The sequence below is a fragment of the Stenotrophomonas sp. 107298_Sma genome (assembly GCF_056480345.1).
Map to the genome: position 1 here is coordinate 269,428 of NZ_CM151094.1, position 23,253 is coordinate 292,680.

A 23,253-nucleotide genomic window follows, 5' to 3' on the forward strand; every position below is an offset into this window, starting at 1 on the left:
GCATGCTGCTTTGGTGTTTGCTGCTGCCCACAAGTACGTGGGCAGCAACTCCAGTAGACGCTCAACTGCGTGAAATGGACCGGGAGATGTTGGCCGCTGGCGCTTCAGACCGAGTCGAGAAGCTGGTGGATGGCTATTCGTCATGGGAGTCTTCCAGACCATCAGGGGATGGTTGCGGCAGTTTGAGCGATCTGGACCTTGAGGCCGCGTTCCGCGCCAGCTTCTACATCTCAATGTACGTTGGAGACGAGAAATGGCTTGGCAAGGTCCGATGCATTCATGCGGAACTGGGGCGGAGAGGTATTGCCACAGAGACAACGCACCGGAAAATGCACGCGGTTCTGGTGCAGGTTCGACATTTTGCTGAGGCCAATGAGCTGCGTGAGATGGCGTCATTGCGTGTAGATGAACTTCCCGAGATAGAGCGGAACGCGCCTGGCCAGCAGGGCGTTCTCCACCCTCTTGCGAGTGGAAAGCTGGAATGGCGGGGGTGGACGTACAGGGAGGGATTGGAGGTGGTCGCCTATGTCAGTCCGGCATGCGCTCCCTCGCGACGCGCGATGCACGTGATCATGAACGAACCAGAATGGACATGGATTCGATCCAGCGTGCGCTTTGTCGTGCGTCGATCTCCTGCATGGCCGCAGCCAGGTGTCAGCGAGTGGAACAGAAGCAATCCCTCTCATCCCATGTTGCTCCAAGCGGGGCCCGCGGGCTGGAAAGAACTGGATGTCCATGAAACTCCGGTATTCCATGTTTTCAGGAATGGGCTGCGCCTGCGCACCCTGACAGGATGGGCAGAGGCCAGTGCTCACCTGATGAGCCTGAAGGAGAGTTTCTGACCGCGAAGGCCCTCCGCTCTTCCCCGTCACACCCGCCAGGCCGGCGCGATGCCAGCCTGCAGGTGCTCGAACAGCGCGCGGATCTTGGCGGTGAAGTCGCGACGGTCGCTGACGCAGAAATAGACTTCCATCGGCTCCGGTCGCCACGCGGTATCGGCGCCGAACACCGCCTGCAGGCGGCCATCGCGCAGGTACGGCTCGGCCACGAACGCAGCCAGCCGGGTGATGCCGGCACCGGCCGCCGCCAGCGTCGCCAACGCGTCGATGTCATCGCAGACCATGCTCGGCGGCAGCGCGGTGCCCACGCGCTGGCCATCCTTCAGCAGGCCCCAGCGCAGCGGCCGGCCGTCGGTGGGAAAGCGGTGCAGCAGACCGCGATGGCCGCTCAGGTCGGAGGGTAGCTGCGGCGTGCCATGTGCCTTCAGATAGGCCGGTGAGGCACAGAACACGAAGGGCACGCGCGCCAGTTGCCGCGCGACCACGCCGTCCTCCAGCTGCGCACCGATGCGGATGCTGGCATCCACCGCCTCCGGACCATGCTGCACGGCGCGGTCGGTCAGCCGCAGCTCCAGCTGCAGCTGCGGGTAGCGCTGCTGCAGCGAAGGCAGCAACGGCGCAAGCACGTGGCGACCGAACGCGCTGCTGCTGGCGATGCGCAGCGGTCCGGCCGGTTCGATGTCACCGGAGGTGACCATCGCCTGCGCGCGTGCCAGGTCGGCTTCGATGTGGCGCACCTGCGCCAGGTACAGCGCGCCGGCCTCGCTGAGGGCCAGCTGGCGCGTACTTCGGTTCAGCAACCGTACGCCCAGATGCGCCTCCAGCCGGTTGATGTTCTGGCCGACTGCGGTGGCGCTGATGCCAAGGATGCGGGCCGCAGCGGCAATGCTGCCGGTCTCTGCGGTGCGGGTGAAGCTGCGGATCAGTTGCAACAGGTTCATGACCGACCAGCTTGCCATGGAGAAACCCAAGTATCGCTTGGGACTGAACCAAGCAGGTCGGTTGCATCGGTGACCATCGATCCGGCAGGCATGTCGCTGCCCTACACTCGGAAGATGCGCCCCGATTCCATCCTCACCCTGTCCTGCCCCGACCGTACCGGCATCGTCTACCGCGTGTCCGGCCTGTTGTTCGACCACGGCTGCAACATCCTCGACGCCCAGCAGTTCGGCGACGAGGAAAGCGGCCGCTTCTTCCTGCGCGTGCACTTCGACCGCGATGCCAGCCTGCCGTTGGAGACCGTACACGCCGCCATGGCTACGCTCGCCGCCGGCTTCGGCATGGACTGGCAACTGCACGATGGCCGACGCCGCGCACGATTGCTGGTGCTGGTCAGCAAGCAGGGGCACTGCCTCAACGACCTGCTGTTCCGCGCCCACAGCGGCCAGCTGAAGGTCGACATCGCGGCGGTGGCGTCCAACCATGCCGACTTCGCAGCGCTGGCCGCGTCCTACCAGGTGCCGTTCCATCACCTGCCGGTGACCGCCGATACGCGTGCGGTGCAGGAGCAGCAGATCATCGACCTGGTCGAACGCGAGCGCATCGACCTGGTAGTGCTGGCGCGCTACATGCAGATCCTGTCACCCACGCTGTGCCGCGCCCTGGCCGGTCGTGCGATCAACATCCACCACAGCTTCCTGCCCAGCTTCAAGGGTGCGCAGCCGTACCACCAGGCGCACGCGCGCGGCGTCAAGATCATCGGCGCCACCGCGCACTACGTCACCGAGGATCTGGACGAAGGCCCGATCATCGAACAGGACGTGGCCCGCGTGGACCACGCGATGGCACCGCGCGAACTGGTGCGGCTGGGCAGCGATACTGAATCGCTGGTGCTGGCACGCGCCGTGCGCCGGCATGTGGAGCACCGCATCCTGCTCAACGGGCACCGCACGGTGGTGTTCAGGTAGATCCGACAAGAATGCCTGCACATGCGGGCTCCGGTAGTGCCGGCCGCTGGCCGGCAGCCACGGAACCTGTGCAGATGCCGGCCAGCGGCCGGCACTACCGTCGGTCCCTTCCGGGTCGAAACTACAGAATCGCGATCCCCGCCTTGCCCAGCGCCTCGCGCACCATCGCGTCGTTGGCTTCGGTCACCGGCTTGGTCAGCTCCCACAGGAATTTCACCCGGAAGCCGGACTTCACCGCGTCCTGCGCGCTCCACAGCACGCAGTAGTCGCGGGCCAGGCCGCACACGTGCACCTCGCGGATGCCACGCTCGTGCAGCCAACCGGCCAGGCCGGTGGCGGGACGAGTACCGTCGGGCCCGTGGTTCTCGCGGAAGGCACTGTACGAATCCACTTGCTGGCGGGTGCCCTTGCGCAGGATAAGGTCGGCCACGGTCCAGTCCACATCCGGGTGCAAGGCGGCACCCGCGCTGCCCTGCACGCAGTGGTCCGGCCACAGGGTCTGCGGCTGCGCGTGCAGCAGGATGGTTTCGAACGGGCGCTGGCCGGGATGCTGGCTGGCAAACGAGGCATGGTCGGCCGGGTGCCAGTCCTGTGTCGCCACCACGGTGCCGTAGCGGCGCTGCGCCAGCAGATCAGCAATCGGTGCCACCAGCGCATCGCCCTGATCGCAGGCCAGCGCACCGCCGGGCATGAAGTCCGGCTGCAGGTCGATCACCAGCAGGGCGACATCGGCGGGCAGGGCGGTCATGGCAGTTCCGGTACAACAGAAGGGGCGACCAGCGTGGCCGCCCCATGCCCACACGTCAATCGCCCTGCGGCGTCTCAGCGTCCTGCCCGTAGTACAGCAGGCCGATCTTGATCCGTTCGCGGCCGTTCTCGCGGCGGTGGCGGTTGGCATCGCGCAGCGAGTACACGCAGCCGCAGTATTCCTGCTGGTAGAACTGCTCGCGCTTGCTGATCTCTACCATGCGGCTGGCGCCGCCGCCCTTGCGCCAGTTGTAATCCCAGTACTGCAGGCCTTCATAGCGGGATGCAGCGCGGATGCCACAGTCGTTGATCTGCGTCATGTTCTTCCAGCGCGAAATGCCCAGCGACGAACTGATGGTGTCGTAGCCGTGCTCGTGCGCATACAGCGCGGTGCGCTCGAAACGCATGTCGAAGCACATCGTGCAGCGGATACCACGCTCGGGCTCGTTCTCCATGCCGCGTGCACGACTGAACCAGTTGTCCGTGTCGTAGTCGCAGTCGATGAATGGAATGTTGTGCTGTTCGGCGAAGCGGATGTTTTCCTGCTTTCGCAGTTCGTATTCCTTCACCGGATGGATGTTGGGGTTGTAGAAGAAGATCGCGTAGTCGATCCCGGAGGCGGTGATCGCCTCCATTACTTCGCCCGAACAGGGCGCGCAGCACGAATGCAGCAGCAGGCGCTTGCCGTCGGCGGGCAGGGTCAGGGTGGGGCGTTGGAGCTCGGTCATCGTCAGGTACCGCATGGACCGCCGGCAACGGCGGTGGCCCATGCATCAGCGCGTGGGTGAACAGGTCTGGCCGGATACCGTGAAAAGGACGCGCGCGGCGGCATCGCCTGCACGCGCAGGACGACGACGGCCCCGGCAACCTCCCCGCGGAGATTCCAGGTCGAGTCAGGGGACGGTCGTGTCCCCTGGCCGGGGCCGGTATTCGGGCTGATGGACACGGGCCGCAGCCCACCTACTACCTGCCGCTTCCCAGGCGCGAGCCCAGTGCTGTTGGCAGGATTCGTTTCCATTCACCGCTGCGGGGCAGCTCCGGAATGGGCGCGCAAGGCGCCTTCACCGGATTCCCGTTTAAATCCCTGCCGCCATCAACGCCACGGCAGGGATACCTTCGGCATGCCCACGGTGGACGCGTTGGCGGCAATGGTCAAGGCCCAATGAAAGTGCAGGGCTGTGGCTCGTTTCTCAGGCTGTGAGAGCGCCTCTTGCCATACTGGGCACCGACAGACGGGAGGTGGCTCGTGGCGGCGAAGTACTGCGATCTGGTCATGAAAGGTGGCATCACCAGCGGCATCGTGTACCCCAATGCGGTACTGGCGCTGGCCCGCGAATATCGCTTCAAGAGCATCGGCGGCACCTCGGCCGGCGCCATCGCCGCGGCGGTGGCAGCGGCAGCGGCGTGCGGTGATCGTCGGCAGCAGGCGGGTGAACACCTGTCCGGCGACGCAGGCTACAGCGGGTTATCGGCGGTGTCGGCGCAGCTGTCGCGGCGCGGCTTCATCTACAGCCTGTTCCAGCCAGCGCGAGGCGCTCGTGCGGCGTATCGGCTGCTGGTGGTGCTGACCGGTAATGCCCGCCTGCCGCACAAGCTGCTGTGCCTGGCCGTTGCCGTGTTCGAGATCGCGCCACTGGAGGTGTTGGTGTCGCTGGCGCTGCTGTTGGGCCTGGGCTGGTGGGGCGGTGGCTGGAGCGGCGTGGCCGCCACGCTGCTGCCGTCGCTGCTGTGCGCTTATGGTGCCGGCGTGGCCGGCGCCGCGCTGCGGGTGGCGCGGGTGGCGCGGCGCAATCTGCTGGGCCTGTGCAGCGGCCTCGGCCGCGACGCGCGCAATCCGGCATTGACCGAGTGGCTGCACGAGTGCCTGCAGCAGTTGTCAGGCAAGCCGCTGGATGCACCGCTCACCTTCGCCGACCTGCACGATGCGCCGCGCTATGCCGGTGAGCCGGACAGCCCGCATGCGATCAGCCTGCAGATGATCACCACCTGCGTGTCGCATAACGAACCGCGCACGCTGCCGTTGGGTGGGGCGCAGTTCTGGTTCCTGCGCGAGGAGTTCGAACAGCTGTTTCCGGCCAGTGTGGTGCAGTGGATGGTCGACCGTGCCGGCCCACCGCGCGAGGTTGAAGGCCGCAACTACTACCATCTGCCGCAGGGCGCGTCGCTGCCGGTACTGGTGGCCACGCGCATGAGCCTCAGCTTCCCGCTGCTGATCAGCGCGGTGCCGCTGCATGAGCCCTCGCGTCGCGAACGTCGCTGCGAGCCGACGTCGACGGCTGCAGATGAGGGCGGGCAGAACGTGGCCGACAGCATGGAAGGGCTGACCAGTGCCGGGCAGACCTGCGGCCCGGTGATCACCGCGTTCCGGATCTGCTGGTTCTCCGATGGTGGCATCAGCAGCAACTTCCCGATCCACCTGTTCGATGCCGCGTTGCCGCGCTGGCCGACCTTCGCCATCAATCTGGTCTACCCGCAGCATGCCGAAGAGATGAGCCACGGCAGCAGTGGCCGCCAGGCGCTGGAACACGCCGTGTTCCTGCCCACCGAGAACCGCCACGGTTGGCAGCGGACCTACCAGTCGATCGCCACACCGCTGGCCGCTGCGGAGCTGGGCCGTTTCCTGTTCGCGGTGGTGGCGACCATGCAGAACTGGCGCGACCTGCTGCAGGCGCGTGCACCGGGCTACCGCGACCGCATCGTGCACGTCAGCCTGCAGGGCGACGAGGGCGGCATGAACCTGGACATGCCGCAGGAGGTGCTGACCCGCATCGCCGACAAGGGCAGCCTGGCCGGTGCACGGTTCTGTTCGTTCTCGTTCGAGAACCACTACTGGATCCGCTGGCGCAACCTGGCCTCGGCCTACCAGCGCTACACGCTGGAAGTGGCGCGTACCGATGACCCGGCGCAGCAGGTACTGGCCTACCGTGCAGCGTACGCGATGGTTGCCAGCGGCCAGCCGACGCCGCCGTCGTACAAGCTGGGCTCGGAAGACAAGCGGCTGGCCTCGCAGCAGCTGTGGGGATTGATGGTCGAGCAGGGACGCAGCTGGGACGACCTGGGCCCGGACCTCACCGATGGCGCGCCGCGCCCGCTGCCGCAGATGAAAGTGACGCCGATCTATTGATCAACGCCGCAGCCGATTGAACTGCTCTGGTGGGTGCCGACCTTGGTCGGCACGATCTGACCCCGCGGTGCGTCACCGCCACGGCGCCACCACCGCATCACCCTGCAACGGCGCATACAACGGCAACGTCAGTTCCTGCTTCACCCAGCCCGGATTGAGCGCACGCAGTCCTGCCAGATATTCGCGCGCCAGCGCGGTATCGCCCTGCCGCATCGCCAGGCGTGCTGCGCGCGCCCAGGTGCGGTCCCAACCGTGCGCCAGCGACAACGACGTTGCCAGCGCCGCGCGCGCACCTGCCACATCACCCTTCTCCCACCGCTCCTCGGCGCGGATGATCGCCTCGTTGGACAGGCGCATGTCGTACAGCTCGCGCAGCCTCGCTACCGCACGCGGGTCGGCGTCCACGCGCAGATCGGTGTCCTGCCAGTCGCCGCCGGGTGTACGCACCAGCAGCGCCGCCGACCACTGCCCGCTGCGCTGCCCCCCCGCTGCCTGACCGGCTTCCAGCGCCGCCAACAAGCGTGCGGCCAGCGGCCCACGTGAGGCGGCGAAGACGCGTTGCATCGATGCCAGCACCTCTGGCCCGGCCAGGCCATTGCCCTGCACGCTCAGCATGCCCTCACCCTGCGCACCGGCCCAACCCGCCTGCTGCGCGGTGGCGCCGGTGTACTGCGCATTGCCGCCGCGCGCGCTGACCAGTCCCACCTGGCGCTCGGCAAGCGTGGTGCCATCGAAGTTGCCGTCTTCATCCAACAGCTGCTTCAGCACCTGCGCAGGCGTGCGGCCTTCGGCCAACAGCTCAAGGCCTTTGGAGCCATAGGTCGGGTTGGTCTCGAACTGGCTGGCGACCGCGCCCACCTTCGCCTGTGCCCACGGCACACCCACACCCCCGACCGCCAGGTTGTGCGTAGCCACCGCCACACCGCAGTCGCCGGCCTCATTGCAGGCCGCAATGGAAAAGGTCGCCCACGCCGGCGCAGCGACGGCGGCGAGCAGCAGGATCAGGCAAGAGCGCAGCAAGGACATTGGGTGTCTCCAGGATGGGCATTGCAATGGGATGCAGCCTACGCACGAAAGGTTTAGTAGATCCACGCCATGCGTGGATCTACCGTGTCGACCAAGGTCGACACCCACCAGGGCAATACGTCGTTCCGACAGGTAGCAGGAACCTGTCGAAGGCGGGGTGGTGTCGGATTGCGGGGTGTCCGCGGCATGGATGCCGCGGCCAAGCCCGCAGGGACGGGTTCACGGCGTCCCCGCAATCCGACACCGCCCCGCCTTCGCACGGAATGCCAGCTTTTGCTGTTGCCGTTGCTTCGGCCTCTGCAGGTGCAGGGCGCAGCCCTGCCGAACCAACCCTACCGCCCAGGCAACTGCGCGAACGCGCGCTGCATGCAGTCCTCGCGCGGGCACACCCGGCACCCCGGGCCAATCGACACCGAATTACCCGGGCTCTGCACGTCCAGCCCCAGTGAATACACCAGCCGATCCGCATGCTGCAGGTCACACCCCAGTGCCACCGCGAAGGTCTTGCGTGGCTGGCCGTGTCCCACCGGGCCGCTGCTCACCTGCCGTGCCAGCCAGAAATGGCGGCGGCCATCGGGCATGCGCGCGGTCTGGGTGAGGATGCGTCCGGGCTGGTTGAAGGCCTCGTAGACGATCCACAACGGGCACGAACCACCCACCTGCGAGAAGTGGAAATCGGTGGCCGAGTGGCGCTTGGACACGTTGCCGGCGCGGTCCACGCGGATGAAGAAGAACGGCAGCCCCGGCGCACTGCGGCGTGCCAGCGTACTCAACCGATGGCAGACCGCCTCGAATCCCACGCCGAACTGATGCGCCAGCAGCTCGATGTCATAGCTGCTGGCCTCGGCCGCACGCAGGAAGCGCATGTACGGCATCACCAGCGCGCCGGCGAAATAGTTGGAAAGACCGATCCGTGCCTGCGCGATGCGCGCGTCGTCGGTGAAGCCGGCCCGCGCCACCACCGCATCGATCTGCGGCAGGTAACCGTGCAGCGCCAGCTCGGCGGCCATCTGGAATGCCTGCTGGCCAGGCTCCAGATAATCGGGCAGCCACAGCCGCCGCGCACCGGCATCGTACTGGCGCTTCTCGCGCCCGGCCTGCAGCGCGGCCACTTCCACCAGCACCCCGTGGCGGTCGGCCAGCAGCTGGCGCAGCCGTGGCGCCACGTGTCCCGGCGCCAGCCCCCATTCGGCGAACAGCTGCTCGGCCAGTTCGTCCAGCTCGGGAATGTGGTTGTGCATGCGGTTGAAGAACTCGCGCACCTGGTCACCCGCCGGCAACGTGCTGCCCGCACCCGGCTCGCCCAATTGGAACTCCAGCGCGGCGGCATGCTCGCGCAATGCCAGGTGGCGGCGGTGCAGGTCCAGCAGCGCGCGGCTGACCTGCGGCAGGTTGCCGGCCAGCGCGCGCAGTTCGGTGGCGCTGACGTCGGCCAGGCCCAGATCGCGCAGGGTCTCGCCCAGCGACTCCTGCAGCGCGGCGGGCTCATCGTCGTCGAACAGGGTGGAAACATCGCCCAACACCTCGCCCAGCTTCTTCTGCACCGCAGGCGTCAGCGGGCGCTTGTTGCGCTCGATCTGGTTCAGGTAGCTGGCCGACAGCCCCAGTGCGCGGGCAAGGTCGACCTGGCTGTAGCCGCGCTGCTCGCGCAGCCGCAGCAGGCGAAGGCCGAGTTGCCGCTGGATGGCTGAATAATTCACAGAATTAACATGAATCGTCTGGCGTGTTGGCCAGATTAAGCGGATTCAGCCCGGAAATCGAGGTGGGTGCTGTGAATAATGCCAAGCATCTTTCGCACCCCGTGGGATTGTCGTCATGACTGTTGCAGCGCCCCGTATCCGCATGCTGATCGATGGCCAGTTCGTTGAATCGGCTACTTCCCACTGGCAGGACGTGATCAATCCGGCCACCCAGGACGTGCTGGCCAAGGTGCCGTTCGCCACCACCGGCGAAGTGGACGCCGCCGTCGCCGCCGCCAAGGAAGCCTTCAAGACCTGGCGCAAGACCCCGATCGGCACCCGCGCGCGCATCTTCCTGAAGTACCAGCAGTTGATCCGCGAGAACATGAGCGAGCTGGCGCACATCCTTACCGCCGAGCAGGGCAAGACCCTGCCCGACGCCGAAGGCGATGTGTTCCGCGGCCTGGAAGTGGTCGAGCACGCTGCCGCCATCGGCAACCTGCAGCTGGGCGAGCTGGCCAACAACGTGGCCACCGGCGTCGACACCTACTCGATCATGCAGCCGCTGGGCGTGTGCGCCGGCATCACCCCGTTCAACTTCCCGGCGATGATCCCGCTGTGGATGTTCCCGATGGCGATCGCCACCGGCAACACCTTCATCCTCAAGCCGTCCGAGCAGGACCCGATGGTCACCATGCGCCTGGTCGAGCTGGCGCTGGAAGCCGGCATTCCGAAGGGCGTGCTGAACGTCGTCCACGGCGGCGAGGAAGTGGTCAACGCGATCTGCGACCACCCGGACATCAAGGCGGTGTCGTTCGTCGGTTCCACCCGCGTCGGCACCCACGTCTACAACCGTGCCTCGCTGGCCGGCAAGCGCGTGCAGTGCATGATGGGCGCCAAGAACCACGCCGTGGTGCTGCCGGATGCCAACAAGGAACAGACCCTCAACGCGATGGTCGGCGCGGCCTTCGGTGCGGCAGGCCAGCGCTGCATGGCCGCCTCCACCCTGGTGCTGGTCGGTGAAGCGCGCGGTTGGGTGCAGGATCTGGTCGAAAAGGCCAAGACCCTGAAGGTCAGCGGTGGCACGGTCGCCGGCACCGACGTCGGCCCGGTCATTTCCTGCAGCGCCCGTGATCGCGTCGAAGGCCTGATCGCTTCGGGCGTGGAGCAGGGTGCCAAGCTGGTGCTCGATGGCCGCAAGCCGCAGGTCGATGGTTTCGAGAAGGGCAACTTCGTCGGCCCGACCATCTTTGCCGGTGTTACCACCGACATGCGCATCTACCAGGAAGAAATCTTCGGGCCGGTGCTGGTCATCCTCGAAGCGGAAACGCTGGAAGAGGCCATCGCGATGGTCAACAGCAACCCGAACGGCAACGGCACCGCACTGTTTACCCAGTCCGGCGCGGCTGCGCGCAAGTTCCAGGAAGACATCGACGTTGGCCAGGTCGGCATCAACGTGCCGATCCCGGTGCCGGTGCCGCTGTTCTCCTTCACCGGTTCGCGTGCTTCCAAGCTGGGCGATCTGGGCCCGTACGGCAAGCAGGTGGTGCTGTTCTACACCCAGACCAAGACGGTCACCGCGCGCTGGTTCGATGACGAGACGCTCAGCCATGGCGTCAACACCACGATCAGCCTGAAGTAACGGCAGGAGCAGCCATGAGCCACTCGATGACGACGGAACTGGAAGAAGCGCAGCAGGCGTACCGCGAGGCGGCGCGCGACTTCGCACAGGCCGAACTGGCACCGCACGCCGCGCGATGGGATGCGGAGGGCATCTTCCCGCGCGAGGCGATCGCCAAGGCCGGTGAACTGGGCTTCTGCGGTCTGTACATGGACCCGGAAGTGGGCGGCAGCGGCCTGAGCCGACTGGACGCCGCCGTCGTCATCGAGGAGCTCGCCAACGTCGATCCGTCGACCGCGGCGTACATCAGCATCCACAACATGGCGTCGTGGATGGTGTCCAAGTGGGGCCAGCCGGCGCTGCGCGATGCGTGGGGAACCGATCTGTCCTCGGGCAGCAAGCTGGCCTCGTACTGCCTGACCGAACCGGGCGCAGGTTCCGATGCGGCCTCGCTGAAGACCACCGCCGTACGCGACGGTGACTTCTATGTGCTGAACGGATCCAAGGCCTTCATTTCCGGCGCCGGTGCCACCGAACTGCTGGTGGTGATGGCGCGTACCGGTGGTGCCGGTGCTGGTGGTGTCAGCGCCATTGCGGTGCCGGCGGACCTGCCGGGCATCAGCTTCGGCCGCAAGGAAGAGAAGATGGGCTGGAACAGCCAGCCCACCCGCGGCATCACCTTCGAAAACGTCCGCGTACCGGTCAGCCACCTTCTGGGAGAGGAAGGCGGGGGCTTCAAGCTGGCGATGAAGGGGCTGGACGGCGGCCGCATCAACATCGCCGCCTGCTCGCTGGGTGCCGCGCAGGGCGCGCTGGATGCCGCACGCCGCTACATGGGCGAGCGCCGCCAGTTCGGCAAGGCGCTGGCTGATTTCCAGGCGCTGCAGTTCAAGCTGGCCGACATGGCCATCGAACTGGTGGCCGCCCGGCAGATGGTGCATTCGGCTGCGCGCAAGCTCGACGCCGGTGCCAGCGATGCCAATGTGTGGTGTGCGATGGCCAAGCGCTTCGCCACCGATGCCGGTTTCAACGTCTGCAATGAAGCGCTGCAGATCCACGGCGGCTACGGCTACATCCGCGAATACCCGATCGAACGCCTGCTGCGCGATTCGCGTGTGCACCAGATCCTGGAAGGCACCAACGAGATCATGCGGGTGATCGTTGCCCGTCACCTGCTCAACACCGAAGAGGAACTGCGATGAAGGATTGGCGTACCCAGGAACACGTGGGCCTGAAGGTCGAGGCCGATGGCCACACCGCCGTCGTCACCCTGCACAACCCGCCGGCGCATACCTGGACCGTGCACAGCCTTTCGGCGCTGCGCGACCTGGTGGGCGCGCTCAACGCAGACCGCGACATCTACGCGCTGGTGATCACCGGTGATGGCGAGAAGTTCTTCTCCGCGGGTGCCGACCTCAACCAGTTCGCTTCCGGCGACAAGGCTGCCGCACGCGAAGCGGCACGCCGCTTCGGCGAAGCCTTCGAGGCGCTGTCCGGTTTCCGTGGCGTGTCGATCGCCGCGATCAACGGCTATGCCATGGGCGGCGGCCTGGAATGCGCGCTGGCCTGTGACCTGCGGATCATCGAAGACCATGCCCAGGTCGCGCTGCCGGAGGCCACCGTCGGCCTGCTGCCGTGCGCCGGTGGCACCCAGAACCTGCCGCGCCTGGTCGGCGAGGGCTGGGCCAAGCGCATGATCCTGCTCGGCGAGCGCATCAACGCCGAGACCGCACTGCGCATTGGCCTGGCCGAAGAAAAGGTCGGCAAGGGCGAAGCCAAAGCGCTGGCACTGGAATGGGCGAAGAAGGCCGGCAAGCAGAGCCCGACCAGCATTGCCGCCTGCAAGACGTTGGTGCAGTCCACGCGCACCGGCACCCATGCGTCGGCGCTGGTGGCCGAGCGCGAGGCCTTCGTCGATCTGTTCGACACCGCCGACCAGGTCGAGGGCGTGAGTGCCTTCCTTGAAAAGCGCGCCGCGCAGTGGAAAAACGCATGACAACCGACACCGTTGCCGAACAAGCACCGGTCCTGTTCGAAGAGCGCGTGGCCAGCAATGGCACGCGCATCGGCATCGCCACGCTCAACGCACCGCGCACGCTCAATGGCTTCTCGCTGCCGATGGCACACCTGCTGCTGAAGCAGTTGAATGCCTGGGCCGACGACGATGCCATCGCCATGGTGGTGCTGCAGGGCGCCGGTGAGAAGGCGTTCTGCGCCGGCGGTGACCTGCACAGCCTGTACCAGAGCATGCGTGCCTACCGCGACGCCGGCCAAAGCGATATCCGCGGGAACGACTACGCCGCCGAGTTCTTCGACGTCGAGTACCGCGTCGACTACCTGATCCATACCTACGCCAAGCCGATCCTGTGCTGGGGCCACGGCATCGTGATGGGCGGCGGCATCGGCCTGATGTCCGGCGCCAGCCACCGCGTGGTCAGCGAGCGTTCCAAGCTGGCCTTCCCGGAAATCACCGTGGGCCTGTTCCCTGACGTGGGTGGTAGCTGGCTGCTGCCGCGCGTGCCGGGCAACGGTGGCCTGTTCCTGGCGCTGACAGGTGCGCTGCTCAACCCGGGCGACGCGATCTATGCCGGCCTGGCCGACGTGCATGTGACCGAGGAACGCCGCAGTGCGGTGTTCGACGCGCTGCTGCAGGTCGCGTGGTCGGCCGATGCCGCACGCAACCACGAGCGCCTGTCACAGCTGCTGCTGTCGTTTGCCAGCGATGCGGCCACCGGCCCGCTGCTGGCCAATGCCGCGCAGGTCGATGCGCTGTGCGCAGGCGATGACCTGGCCGCCATCGTCGAACGCATCAGCACCCTGCAGACCGATGACGCGTGGCTGCAGGGCGCACAGAAGACCCTTGCCGCCGGTGCACCCGGTTCGGCACGGTTGGCCTTCGAGCTGCAGCGCCGCAGCGCCGGCCAGGATCTGGCCAGCGTTTACCGGCTGGAATACATCACCGCCCTGCATTGCGCTGCGCATGGTGATTTTGCTGAAGGCATCCGCGCGCTGCTGATCGACAAGGACCGCAATCCCTCGTGGAACCCGGCCACGCTGGCCGATGCCGACCGCGCATGGGCCGATACGTTCTTCGCTTCTCCCTGGGCCGATGCCGCGCATCCGCTGGCCGACCTGGGTACCCCTGTCGCTGAAAGGAGCCTGGCATGAGCCGCATTGCATTCATTGGGTTGGGCAACATGGGTGGCCCGATGGCCGCCAATCTGGTCAAGAACGGCCACACCGTACGTGTGTTCGATCTGGTGCCTGCCGCGGTGCAGGCGGCGGTCGACGCGGGTGCCAGCGCCGCGCCGTCGGCACGCGAGACCCTGGCCGAGGCCGAGGTGGTGATCTCGATGCTGCCGGCCAGTCGCCATGTTGAAGGCGTGTACCTGGGTGATGACGGCATCCTTGCCGCGATTCCCGCCGGTGCGCTGGTCATCGACTGCAGCACGATTGCCCCGGCCAGCGCGCGCAAGGTATCCGAAGCGGCTGCCGCACGTGGCCTGCAGATGATCGACGCGCCGGTGTCCGGTGGCACTGCCGGCGCACAGGCCGGCACCCTCACCTTCATCGTCGGTGGCGAAGAGGACGCGCTTGAACGCGCCCGCCCGGTACTGCAGGCAATGGGCAAGAACATCTTCCATGTGGGCGCCAGTGGTGCCGGCCAGGTCGCCAAGCTGTGCAACAACATGGCACTGGGCGTGATCATGGCCGTCACCGGTGAAGCCATCGCACTGGGCGTGGCACACGGGCTGGACCCGAAGGTGCTGTCGCAGATGATGGCCGTCAGCACCGGCCGCAGCTGGGCCACTGAAGTGTGCAACCCGTGGCCGGGTGTGCTGGAAAACGCCCCGGCGTCGCGTGGTTACAGCGGTGGTTTCGGCAGCGACCTGATGCTCAAGGACATGGGCCTGGCGGTGGAGGCGGCGATGAGTGTCGGCGCCTCGATCCCGCTGGGAGAAGTGGCCCGCAACCTGTACTCGATGAACCACCAGGCCGGCCGCGGCAAACTGGATTTCTCCAGCGTCGTGCAGCTCATTACGAGCGAGAAGTAAGCGAATGCGTCCCCGGCCGCGCGCCGGGGCCCACCCGAGGTGGGATGGGCGGATGCTCGGTTTCGACCGGCATCCGCCCATTTTTTTGGGGTCGGATCCCTTTCGCAACGCGAAAGGGCTCTGACCCCGGCCGCATCAGGCAACGATCAGCGTCACGTCGATGTTGCCGCGGGTGGCGTTGGAGTACGGGCACACGATGTGTGCCTTCTGCACCAGCTCTTCCACCTGCTCGCGCGGCACGCCCGGCACATTGATGGTCAGCTCGGCCTCGATGCCGAAACCGGTCGGGATCTGGCCGATGCCGACCTTGCCGGTCACGGTGGTGTCGGCCGGCAGCGCGACCTTGGCCTGGCCGGCCACGAACTTCAGCGCTCCCAGGAAGCAGGCCGAGTAGCCAGCGGCGAACAGCTGCTCCGGGTTGGTGCCCGGGCCACCGGCGCCGCCCAGCTCGCGCGGGGTCGACAGCTGGATGTCCAGCACGTTGTCGGAGGAGACGGAACGGCCTTCACGGCCGCCGGTGGAGGTGGCCTGGGCGGTGTACAGAACCTTTTCGATGGACATCGGGATGCTCCTGGTCGGTGGGTGGGTGTTGCGTTGGAGCCTACTTTGCCCGGTTTCCGCGTACGTTGGGTTGCAATACGTCCGGAAAACTTGATTCATCGTCCTGCCGGCCTAGATCGTCCACTCGCGGTCGGTGGTGAACATGATGGTCAGCCAGCGGTCCGGCGAGGCCTCGCCCAGTGCATCGCCGATCTCGTCGCGCAGCTGGTCCCATTCCACCAGCGGCCGCGGCGGGTCGTTTTCCGGCACCACGAAGAACAGCTCGATCTGCTCGCCACGCCCCACCTGGGCCACGTAGCTGCGGTGCTCGACGAAGCCGTGCTTGGCCACGATCGCGCGTGCCACTGCATCCACATGGGCCTGCAGTTCCGGCGGGGTGACCAGCAGGATGCCGGCCAGCGCCCGGCGCACGGTGCCGAGCGGAGCGATCATCACCAGCACGCAGACGAAGGCGAGGATGGCCGGATCGATGTAGGGCCCGACCCAAGCCCACGAGGTGCGCTGCACCAGTACACCACCGAGGAAGGCCAGCAGGTAGCAGGCCGACATGCTGGCCGCGATCACCCAGTTCTTCGCGTCCAATGCGATGAACTCCGAGCCGATGCGGCGGTTGGCGCGCAGGATGAACCAGGCCAGCGCGCCTTCGCCCACGATCGACAGCCCGGCGAAGGCAATGGCCGGGCCGAGCGCGATATGGCGTCCACCGGACATCAACGCATCGACCGCATTGACCAGGGCATACAGCGCGGCGCCGATCATCAGCGTGCCGCTCACCCCCAGCACGATCGGCTCCAGGTGCCAGAAGCCCATGGTGAAGCGCTGGTTGAGCCGCGATTGCAGTGCGTCGGTCTGGGTGGACAGCGCGATCAGCCGCGCCACCAGCAGCGACAGCCAGGTCATCACCACGTCGATCAGGCCGTAGATGCCGTCGAAGATGATCAGCGAGGAATTGGCCAGCAGGCCGAACACCACCGCCGCCGCGGCCAGCAGCAGCGAGGCGGCGATCGACAGGCGCAGCACGCCCTGTTCGGTGGCGGGGTCGAAGAAGTGCGGGCGGTTGGCGGCCATGCTGTGATTGTAGAGCGGAGCCATGCTCTGCTGCGTTTCGCTGCCTTCGCCGGCCATCCGCGCTACCCCCGTGGGGCCGCTTCCCGTAGACTGCGCCCCTCCCACGCACCCACACCTCCCCGCAGTGATCACGCCACCCTGACCCCTGCCGCCCTCGGTTGACCGTCGCCCCTCCTGGCGCGCGCAACGTCGATGGTCCGGCCGTGCCCCCGGCACCGGCTCAGGAACCCGTGTATCCCACTGCAGCGCCTTGCGGCCACGCCCGCATGCGCGCGGAGTTTTCCCATGCAAACGTCCTACCCCCTGCGCCAGCAATGGCTCGGCAACATCCGTGGCGACCTGCTGTCCGGTATCGTCGTCGCCCTGGCCCTGATTCCCGAGGCGATCGCCTTCTCGCTCATCGCCGGCGTCGACCCCAAGGTCGGCCTGTATGCCGCGTTCTCCATTGCCGTCATCACTGCCATTGCTGGCGGCCGCCCCGGCATGATCTCCGCCGCCACCGGTGCGATGGCGCTGGTGATGGTCGACCTGGTCAAGGACCATGGCCTGCAGTACCTGTTCGCCGCCAGCATCCTGGCCGGCCTGCTGCAGGTGCTGGCCGGTGCGTTCAAGCTCGGCTCGCTGATGCGCTTCGTCTCGCGCTCGGTCATCACCGGATTCGTCAACGCGCTGGCGATCCTGATCTTCCTGGCACAGATGCCCGAGCTGATCGGACGCGGCCCTACGGTCTACGTGCTGTGCGCCGCCGCGCTGGCGATCATCTACCTGCTGCCACGCGTTACCCGCGCGGTGCCGTCGCCGCTGGTGGCCATTGTGGTGCTGACCGCCGTGGTGATCGGCTTCGGCGTGGACGTACGCAGCGTCGGCGACATGGGCCAGCTGCCCGACAGCCTGCCGCATTTCTTCATCCCCGATGTGCCGCTCACCTGGGAGACGCTGCGCATTCTGCTGCCGGTGTCGGCCACGCTGGCGGTGGTCGGACTGCTCGAATCGATGATGACCCTGCAGATCGTCGAGGACATCACCGAAACGCCCAGCGAGCGCAACCGCGAATGCGTCGGCCAGGGCGTGGCGAATACGGTCACCGGCTTCCTCGGTGGCATGGCCGGCTGCGCGATGATCGGCCAGTCGGTGATCAACGTGACCTCCGGTGGACGTGGCCGCCTGTCCTGCCTGGTGGCAGGCGTGTTCCTGTTGGTGCTGGTGGTGTACGGCAGCGACCTGGTGCGGCAGATCCCGATGGCCGCGCTGGTGGCGGTAATGATCATGGTCAGCATCGGCACCTTCAGCTGGCGCTCGCTGCGCGACCTGCGCACGCATCCGCGTAGTTCGTCAGCAGTGATGCTGCTGACCGTGGTGGTCACCGTTGCCACCCACGACCTGGCCAAGGGCGTGCTCAGCGGTGTGCTGCTGTCGGCAGTGTTCTTCGCGCGAAAGGTTGGCCGCATGCTGGATGTGCAGCGCGACGATGCCGGTGACATGCAGGTCTACCGCGTGCGTGGGCAGGTGTTCTTTGCCTCAGCGGGGCAGCTGGGTGCGGCGTTCGATTACCAGCACGTGGCGCCGCAGGTGCAGATTGATCTGCGCGATGCCCACCTGTGGGATCTGACTGCCGTGGCCGCGCTGGAGCGGGCGCAGGAAAAGCTGGCCGCGCACGGTGCGGAGGTGACAGTGGTGGGGCTCAATGCGGCCAGCCAGACCCTCGTCGAACAGGTGGGTGGCAAAGGCACTGCTGGCAGCGCGCATTGACGCTGTCGGCTCTCGTGGAGCAACTGCAACGCCATGGCTGCTGTTGGGGTTGCTGCATCTTCAGCCTGTGAACCCCACATCGGGTGGAAGAATCGCCGTGATCGTGATTCGTTGTGATCCTCACGACGGAATACTTCTGCCGGAATGGATTCGCTCTTCAACAACGCCACCACGCTGCTGACCTTTCTGCTGCCGGGCTTTCTGGCAGCCTGGGTGTTCTACGGGCTGACTTCCCACCGCAAGCCACCGCAGTTCGAAAGGACCGTGGAAGCGCTGGTGTTCACCTTCGTAGTCCAGGCGCTGGTCAAGTTCACCGAACTGATGCTCCTGCTGGCTGGTCGCTGTTTTGTGCTGGGCACCTGGACCGAGTCCAGCAGCCTGCTCTGGGGTTTTGTCCTCGCTGGACTGCTGGGGGCAGGATTGGCCCTCGCTGCGAACAAGGACTTTTCCACGCGGGGCTCCGCCGCGCAGGCTTCACCACGCGTACGTCCCACCCGAGCGAGTGGTACTGCGTGCTGGGTACGCGTCCTGCCTTCGTGGTGCTGCAACTGAAGGATGGCCGTCGATTGACCGGCTACCCCAAGGAGTGGCCGATCAGCCCCGCTGCGGGACAGTTCTACATGCAGATGCCGGCCTGGCTGGTGGATGCGGATCCACCCGATGAAGGTGCCGATCCAGCAGCGCATCTCGTGGGCAGCCCCGCCGTGGTCGAGCTTCCGCAGCTCGATGGCATACTGATTCACGCAGTGGATGTGCAGTGGGTCGAGATTCTCCAGGAGACAGACAATGGCTAAGTTGAGGAAGGGTTCCAACCCACCACTGGACCAGCTGGTCGTATCCATGGAGAACGCGAACCCCAAGCTCCCCGAGGGCAGGAAGCGTCCGCCGCCGCCGCCCGGCCCGCCCCGGCCGCCAGCCGGAACCGCGCCCAACCGGCGCTCGCAACGCGGCTGACCGCGCGCATTCAGCCACGCGGTGTAAACTATTGATCTCACTGGCAATGCCAGTCTCCACGATCAACGCTCCGATGACGTCCGCCACCGCCCGTTACGCCGATTCCCTGCGCCTGTCCGTCGCCCCGATGATGGACTGGACGGATCGCCATTGCCGCGTGTTCCACCGCGTGCTGGCACCGGGCGCACGCCTGTACACGGAAATGGTGCACGCCAACGCGGTCATCCACGGCGATCGCGAGCGCCTGCTCGGCTTCGACCGCAGCGAACAGCCGCTGGCGTTGCAGCTGGGCGGCAGTGATCCGGCGCTGCTGGCGCAGGCCGCGCGTATCGCCGCCGAGTGGGGCTACGACGAGGTCAACCTCAACTGCGGCTGCCCGTCTGATCGCGTGCAGGCGGGCCGTTTCGGTGCCTGCCTGATGCGCGAGCCGGTACTGGTGGCCGAATGTGTGGCGGCCATGGTCGATGCGGTTGATATCCCGGTGACGGTGAAGTGCCGCCTGGGCGTGGACGAGGACAACGACTACGACGTGTTCGCCGCCTTCGTCGACCGCCAGGTTGCCGCCGGTGCGGCGATGGTGGTGGTGCATGCGCGCAACGCGTGGCTGAAGGGCCTGTCGCCGAAGGAGAACCGCGAGGTTCCGCCGCTGAAGTACGACTGGGCCTACCGCCTGAAGCAGGAGCGCCCGGCACTGCCGGTGGTGATCAACGGCGGCCTGGCCAGCCTCGAGGCGGTGCAGGCGCAGGCCGCGCACGTCGATGGCGTGATGCTGGGCCGCGCGGCCTATCACGATCCCTATCTGCTGCATCAGCTGGAGGCGCTGCATACCGGCGCCCCGCTGCAGGCCCGTGCCGACCTGCTGCGCGCGCTGCGGCCCTACGTGGAAGCGCGACTGGGCGAAGGCCTGGCGCTGAAGCACATCACCCGCCACGTACTTGGCCTGTTCCATGGCCAGCCCGGTGGCCGCGCGTTCCGCCAGGTGCTGAGTGAGGGCGCACACCGCCCGGGCGCCGATTGGCGGCTGATCGAGCAGGCGCTGGCTGTCACCGAACGTGCATCTGATCGCGCCGTAGCGTGACCGCAATCACATTCCTGACTTGACAAGGGGCGGCGATTCGTCCCGAATGTTCACTTAGCTGAACGACTTGGAGTTGAAGCCGGAAAAGTTCAGACCGGATTCACTGCGCCAAACCAAGAATTTGCAAAAGATTTGTAAAGCGCCGGGTCCCGAACCGGCACCCGGATTTACGACTTTTGAACGAATCGCCGTGCTCGGCTAGGATCGCACTGATGTCTTCCGCTCCCTTCCATCGCCGCATTGCCCTGGCCACCTGCGTGGTGCTGGCGGCTGCGCCGCTGTCTTCGGCGCTGGCGCAACAGCCGCCGCGCGGCGACCAGGGGCGGGCGGAGATGATGGAGCGGGGCGAGCGCGGTGGCCGTGGCGACGAGCGTTCGTTGTCCGATGCCGTGCGCCGCGTGCAGCGCACCACCGGCGGGCACATCCTCGGCGCCGAGCGCGTGCCGTTCGATGGTCGTGATATCAACCGGGTGAAGTACATGGACGATCGGGGCCGGGTCCGCTACATGGACGACCCCGCGCCGTCGCGTTCACAGCCGCGCACGCCGCGGTCGGATATGTCATCACTACGCGGCGATAACCCCTGAACAGGGATAGTCGTCGCTATCAACCCGTACCCCACAGGCCTCCGGGCCACACCCAGGACACTAGGGAGAGTTCATGCGTATCCTTCTGGTCGAAGACGAAGCCCCGCTGCGTGAGACCCTGGCAGCCCGGCTCAAGCGCGAAGGCTTTGCCGTCGATGCTGCGCAGGACGGCGAGGAAGGCCTCTACATGGGGCGCGAAGTCCCGTTCGATGTCGGCATCATCGACCTCGGCCTGCCCAAGATGTCGGGCATGGAGCTGATCAAGGCCCTGCGTGACGAAGGCAAGAAGTTCCCAGTGCTGATCCTGACCGCGCGTTCGAGCTGGCAGGACAAGGTCGAGGGCCTGAAGCAGGGCGCTGATGATTACCTGGTCAAGCCGTTCCACGTCGAAGAACTGCTGGCACGCGTCAACGCGCTGCTGCGCCGCGCCGCCGGCTGGAGCAAGCCGACCCTGGAATGCGGCCCGGTTGCCCTGGACCTGGCTGCCCAGACCGTCAGCGTGGCTGGCAGCAATGTCGACCTCACCAGCTACGAGTACAAGGTGCTGGAGTACCTGATGATGCACGCCGGTGAACTGGTCTCCAAGGCCGACCTCACCGAGCACATCTACCAGCAGGACTTCGACCGCGACTCGAACGTGCTGGAGGTCTTCATCGGCCGCCTGCGCAAGAAGCTGGACCCGGATGGCGAACTGAAGCCGATCGAGACCGTGCGCGGTCGCGGCTACCGTTTCGCGATTCCGCGCAACGAGGGCTGAGCCGGCTCACCCTGGCGATAACACGATGTCCGGCCGTCTGTGGTTCTTCCGACGCTGGCGGCCGCGCTCACTGCAGGCGCGCCAGATGCTCGCCGCGTCCGTGGGCCTGGTCGCGTTCCTGGCACTGGCCGGTTACGCGCTCGATGCCGCCTTCGCCGATACGGCGAAGGCGAACCTGCGTGAGCGCCTGAAGAACTACGCCACCGCGTACGCGGCCGGCATCGACTTCACCCGCGACCGCTCGCTGTACATCCGCGAGCAGCCACCGGATTCACGTTTCGACGTACCCGGCAGTGGCCTGTACCTGCAGGTGGTGATGCCGCACGGCAAGGGCAATTCCATGTCCGCCGAAGGCCCGATGCTGCCCACCGTCGGTGGTGGCCTGCTGGCGCCGCGCCAGGAAGTGTTCGAAGGCCCGTTGCCGATGATCCAGATCGACGGCAGCCAGGGCTCGGTATACCGCTACGGCCTGGGCCTGGTGTGGGACGCCGACGCCGACCCCGCTACCGAGTTCCCGTACACCATCTATGTGATGGAAGACTCGCGCGCGCTGGGTGCACAGCTGCGTGTGTTCCGTGGCCGGGTGTGGTTCTACCTCGGCGGCATCGGCCTGATCCTGCTGCTGCTGCAGACCGTCATCCTGCAGTGGAGCCTGCGGCCCCTGCGTCGCGTGATCACCGAGCTGACCAAGGTGCAGCGTGGCGAGACCGCGCGCATGAGCGAGCGCCACCCGCGCGAGCTGGAGCCGCTGACTGACAGCATCAACGCCTTCATTGAAAGCGAGCGCGAGAACCTGGAGCGCCAGCGCAACACCCTGGCCGATCTGGCGCACAGCCTGAAGACGCCGATCGCGGTGCTGCGCACGCAGATGGACAGCGGCGCGGGCGATGGCGCGCTGCGTGAGGAACTGGACGTGCAGCTGCAGCGCATGAACAACCTGGTCTCCTACCAGCTGGCACGTGCGGCGTCGTCGGGTCACAAGCTGTTCTCTGCGCCGCTGCCGATTGAATCCAACGCCGAGGAAATCGTGCGTGGCCTGGAGAAGGTCTACGCCTCGAAGGGCGTGCTGTGCGAATTCGATATCGACCCGGCGGCGCGCTTCCACGGCGAACCGGGTGACCTGCAGGAACTGCTGGGCAACCTGCTGGAGAATGCCTTCAAGTGGGCCAACCGCCGCGTGCTGCTGACCGCGCAGCCGCTGCCGGCACCGAACGCGCGCCGTGCCGGCCTGCTGCTGGCGGTGGACGACGATGGTCCGGGCATCGCCCCGGACGACATCGGCAAGGTGCTGCAGCGTGGCGTGCGTGGCGACGAGCGCGTGCAGGGCCACGGCATCGGCCTGTCGATCGTGCAGGACCTGATCAAGGACTACCGCGGCGAGCTGACCGTGGGCCGTTCCAGTGAACTCGGCGGCGCCCGCTTCGAGGTGCAGCTGCCGCCGGGGCCGTAAGCCGCGCGCTCCCGCCCGCCGGGCATCGCCTGGCGCAACAATGCATGGTGT

General features: G+C 66.6%; 22 protein-coding genes and 1 riboswitch. Of the genes, 15 read left to right on the plus strand and 7 right to left on the minus strand.

The window, feature by feature from the left end:
- Positions 1–86: 86 nt before the first annotated feature.
- A complete protein-coding gene (locus ACZK2G_RS01240) occupies positions 87–842 on the plus strand; it encodes a hypothetical protein (RefSeq protein WP_136639098.1) in 756 nt (251 codons plus the stop codon).
- A gap of 26 nt (positions 843–868) precedes the next feature.
- Here the strand turns inward: ACZK2G_RS01240 and ACZK2G_RS01245 are convergent, their stop codons facing one another.
- On the minus strand, positions 869–1,780 hold the full coding sequence (locus ACZK2G_RS01245) for a LysR family transcriptional regulator (protein WP_136639099.1): 912 nt from the start codon (positions 1,778–1,780) through the stop codon (positions 869–871).
- A 114-nt stretch (positions 1,781–1,894) separates the two neighbouring features.
- Here ACZK2G_RS01245 and purU point away from each other — a divergent pair, with 114 nt between their 5' ends.
- Positions 1,895–2,746 (plus strand): formyltetrahydrofolate deformylase, encoded by an 852-nt coding sequence (gene purU / locus ACZK2G_RS01250; RefSeq protein ID WP_136639137.1) that lies wholly within the window; start codon positions 1,895–1,897, stop codon positions 2,744–2,746.
- A gap of 121 nt (positions 2,747–2,867) precedes the next feature.
- Here the strand turns inward: purU and pncA are convergent, their stop codons facing one another.
- The gene (pncA, locus tag ACZK2G_RS01255; protein ID WP_136639100.1) at positions 2,868–3,494 is read right to left on the minus strand and encodes a bifunctional nicotinamidase/pyrazinamidase; all 627 of its coding nucleotides are present in this window, start codon (positions 3,492–3,494) and stop codon (positions 2,868–2,870) included.
- Positions 3,495–3,549: 55 nt separating this feature from the next.
- A complete protein-coding gene (locus ACZK2G_RS01260) occupies positions 3,550–4,236 on the minus strand; it encodes an epoxyqueuosine reductase QueH (RefSeq protein WP_428709771.1) in 687 nt (228 codons plus the stop codon).
- Positions 4,237–4,397: 161 nt separating this feature from the next.
- Positions 4,398–4,612: riboswitch (cobalamin riboswitch) on the minus strand.
- 154 nt (positions 4,613–4,766) lie between these two features.
- On the opposite strand from ACZK2G_RS01260, the gene ACZK2G_RS01265 reads away from it, so the two are divergent.
- Positions 4,767–6,617 carry an RpoH suppressor gene (locus ACZK2G_RS01265; protein ID WP_478474443.1) on the plus strand — a complete coding sequence of 617 codons (1,851 nt, stop codon included), beginning with the start codon at positions 4,767–4,769 and terminating at the stop codon, positions 6,615–6,617.
- A gap of 72 nt (positions 6,618–6,689) precedes the next feature.
- Here ACZK2G_RS01265 and ACZK2G_RS01270 read toward each other — a convergent pair whose 3' ends face one another.
- On the minus strand, positions 6,690–7,643 hold the full coding sequence (locus ACZK2G_RS01270) for a DUF1028 domain-containing protein (RefSeq protein ID WP_478474445.1): 954 nt from the start codon (positions 7,641–7,643) through the stop codon (positions 6,690–6,692).
- A 332-nt stretch (positions 7,644–7,975) separates the two neighbouring features.
- Complete coding sequence (locus tag ACZK2G_RS01275; protein ID WP_478474447.1) at positions 7,976–9,343, minus strand: helix-turn-helix domain-containing protein; 1,368 nt, start codon at positions 9,341–9,343, stop codon at positions 7,976–7,978.
- A 115-nt stretch (positions 9,344–9,458) separates the two neighbouring features.
- On the opposite strand from ACZK2G_RS01275, the gene ACZK2G_RS01280 reads away from it, so the two are divergent.
- Genes ACZK2G_RS01280 through mmsB form a run of 5 tightly spaced genes read left to right on the plus strand, consistent with a single transcriptional unit; the run spans position 9,459 to position 14,998 of the window.
- Positions 9,459–10,964, plus strand: a complete 1,506-nt coding sequence (locus ACZK2G_RS01280; RefSeq protein WP_046984531.1) for a CoA-acylating methylmalonate-semialdehyde dehydrogenase — start codon at positions 9,459–9,461, stop codon at positions 10,962–10,964.
- A gap of 14 nt (positions 10,965–10,978) precedes the next feature.
- Complete coding sequence (locus ACZK2G_RS01285; protein WP_046984532.1) at positions 10,979–12,145, plus strand: acyl-CoA dehydrogenase family protein; 1,167 nt, start codon at positions 10,979–10,981, stop codon at positions 12,143–12,145.
- Positions 12,142–12,939 carry an enoyl-CoA hydratase gene (locus ACZK2G_RS01290; RefSeq protein ID WP_136639106.1) on the plus strand — a complete coding sequence of 266 codons (798 nt, stop codon included), beginning with the start codon at positions 12,142–12,144 and terminating at the stop codon, positions 12,937–12,939. The genes ACZK2G_RS01285 and ACZK2G_RS01290 overlap by 4 nt, the downstream gene beginning before the upstream one ends.
- A complete protein-coding gene (locus ACZK2G_RS01295) occupies positions 12,936–14,111 on the plus strand; it encodes an enoyl-CoA hydratase/isomerase family protein (RefSeq protein ID WP_478474449.1) in 1,176 nt (391 codons plus the stop codon). Before ACZK2G_RS01290 ends, ACZK2G_RS01295 begins: the two co-directional genes overlap by 4 nt.
- Positions 14,108–14,998, plus strand: a complete 891-nt coding sequence (gene mmsB, locus ACZK2G_RS01300) for a 3-hydroxyisobutyrate dehydrogenase (RefSeq protein ID WP_478474451.1) — start codon at positions 14,108–14,110, stop codon at positions 14,996–14,998. The genes ACZK2G_RS01295 and mmsB overlap by 4 nt, the downstream gene beginning before the upstream one ends.
- Before the next feature lie 135 nt (positions 14,999–15,133).
- Here mmsB and ACZK2G_RS01305 read toward each other — a convergent pair whose 3' ends face one another.
- Positions 15,134–15,559 carry an organic hydroperoxide resistance protein gene (locus ACZK2G_RS01305; protein WP_004153735.1) on the minus strand — a complete coding sequence of 142 codons (426 nt, stop codon included), beginning with the start codon at positions 15,557–15,559 and terminating at the stop codon, positions 15,134–15,136.
- A gap of 111 nt (positions 15,560–15,670) precedes the next feature.
- Positions 15,671–16,651: a cation diffusion facilitator family transporter gene (locus ACZK2G_RS01310; protein WP_478474453.1), complete on the minus strand. Its 981-nt coding sequence runs from the start codon at positions 16,649–16,651 to the stop codon at positions 15,671–15,673.
- Between the two features lie 261 nt (positions 16,652–16,912).
- Between ACZK2G_RS01310 and ACZK2G_RS01315 the strand changes: the two genes are divergently transcribed.
- The 7 genes from ACZK2G_RS01315 (at position 16,913) to ACZK2G_RS01345 (ending at position 23,202) form a co-directional block, all read left to right on the plus strand.
- Entirely contained in the window at positions 16,913–18,376 is a 1,464-nt protein-coding gene (locus tag ACZK2G_RS01315) for a SulP family inorganic anion transporter (RefSeq protein ID WP_478474455.1), read from the plus strand.
- A 144-nt stretch (positions 18,377–18,520) separates the two neighbouring features.
- Positions 18,521–18,928, plus strand: a complete 408-nt coding sequence (locus ACZK2G_RS01320) for a hypothetical protein (RefSeq protein WP_478474456.1) — start codon at positions 18,521–18,523, stop codon at positions 18,926–18,928.
- Positions 18,913–19,170, plus strand: coding sequence for a hypothetical protein (locus ACZK2G_RS01325; protein WP_478474457.1), 258 nt, complete (start codon positions 18,913–18,915; stop codon positions 19,168–19,170). Before ACZK2G_RS01320 ends, ACZK2G_RS01325 begins: the two co-directional genes overlap by 16 nt.
- Positions 19,171–19,376: 206 nt before the next feature.
- A complete protein-coding gene (dusA, locus tag ACZK2G_RS01330) occupies positions 19,377–20,408 on the plus strand; it encodes a tRNA dihydrouridine(20/20a) synthase DusA (protein WP_478474458.1) in 1,032 nt (343 codons plus the stop codon).
- 212 nt (positions 20,409–20,620) lie between these two features.
- On the plus strand, positions 20,621–20,995 hold the full coding sequence (locus ACZK2G_RS01335; RefSeq protein WP_005407693.1) for a hypothetical protein: 375 nt from the start codon (positions 20,621–20,623) through the stop codon (positions 20,993–20,995).
- A gap of 73 nt (positions 20,996–21,068) precedes the next feature.
- Positions 21,069–21,752: a response regulator transcription factor gene (locus ACZK2G_RS01340; protein ID WP_004136763.1), complete on the plus strand. Its 684-nt coding sequence runs from the start codon at positions 21,069–21,071 to the stop codon at positions 21,750–21,752.
- Positions 21,753–21,777: 25 nt separating this feature from the next.
- The gene (locus ACZK2G_RS01345; protein WP_041864616.1) at positions 21,778–23,202 is read left to right on the plus strand and encodes an ATP-binding protein; all 1,425 of its coding nucleotides are present in this window, start codon (positions 21,778–21,780) and stop codon (positions 23,200–23,202) included.
- Positions 23,203–23,253: the final 51 nt, after the last annotated feature.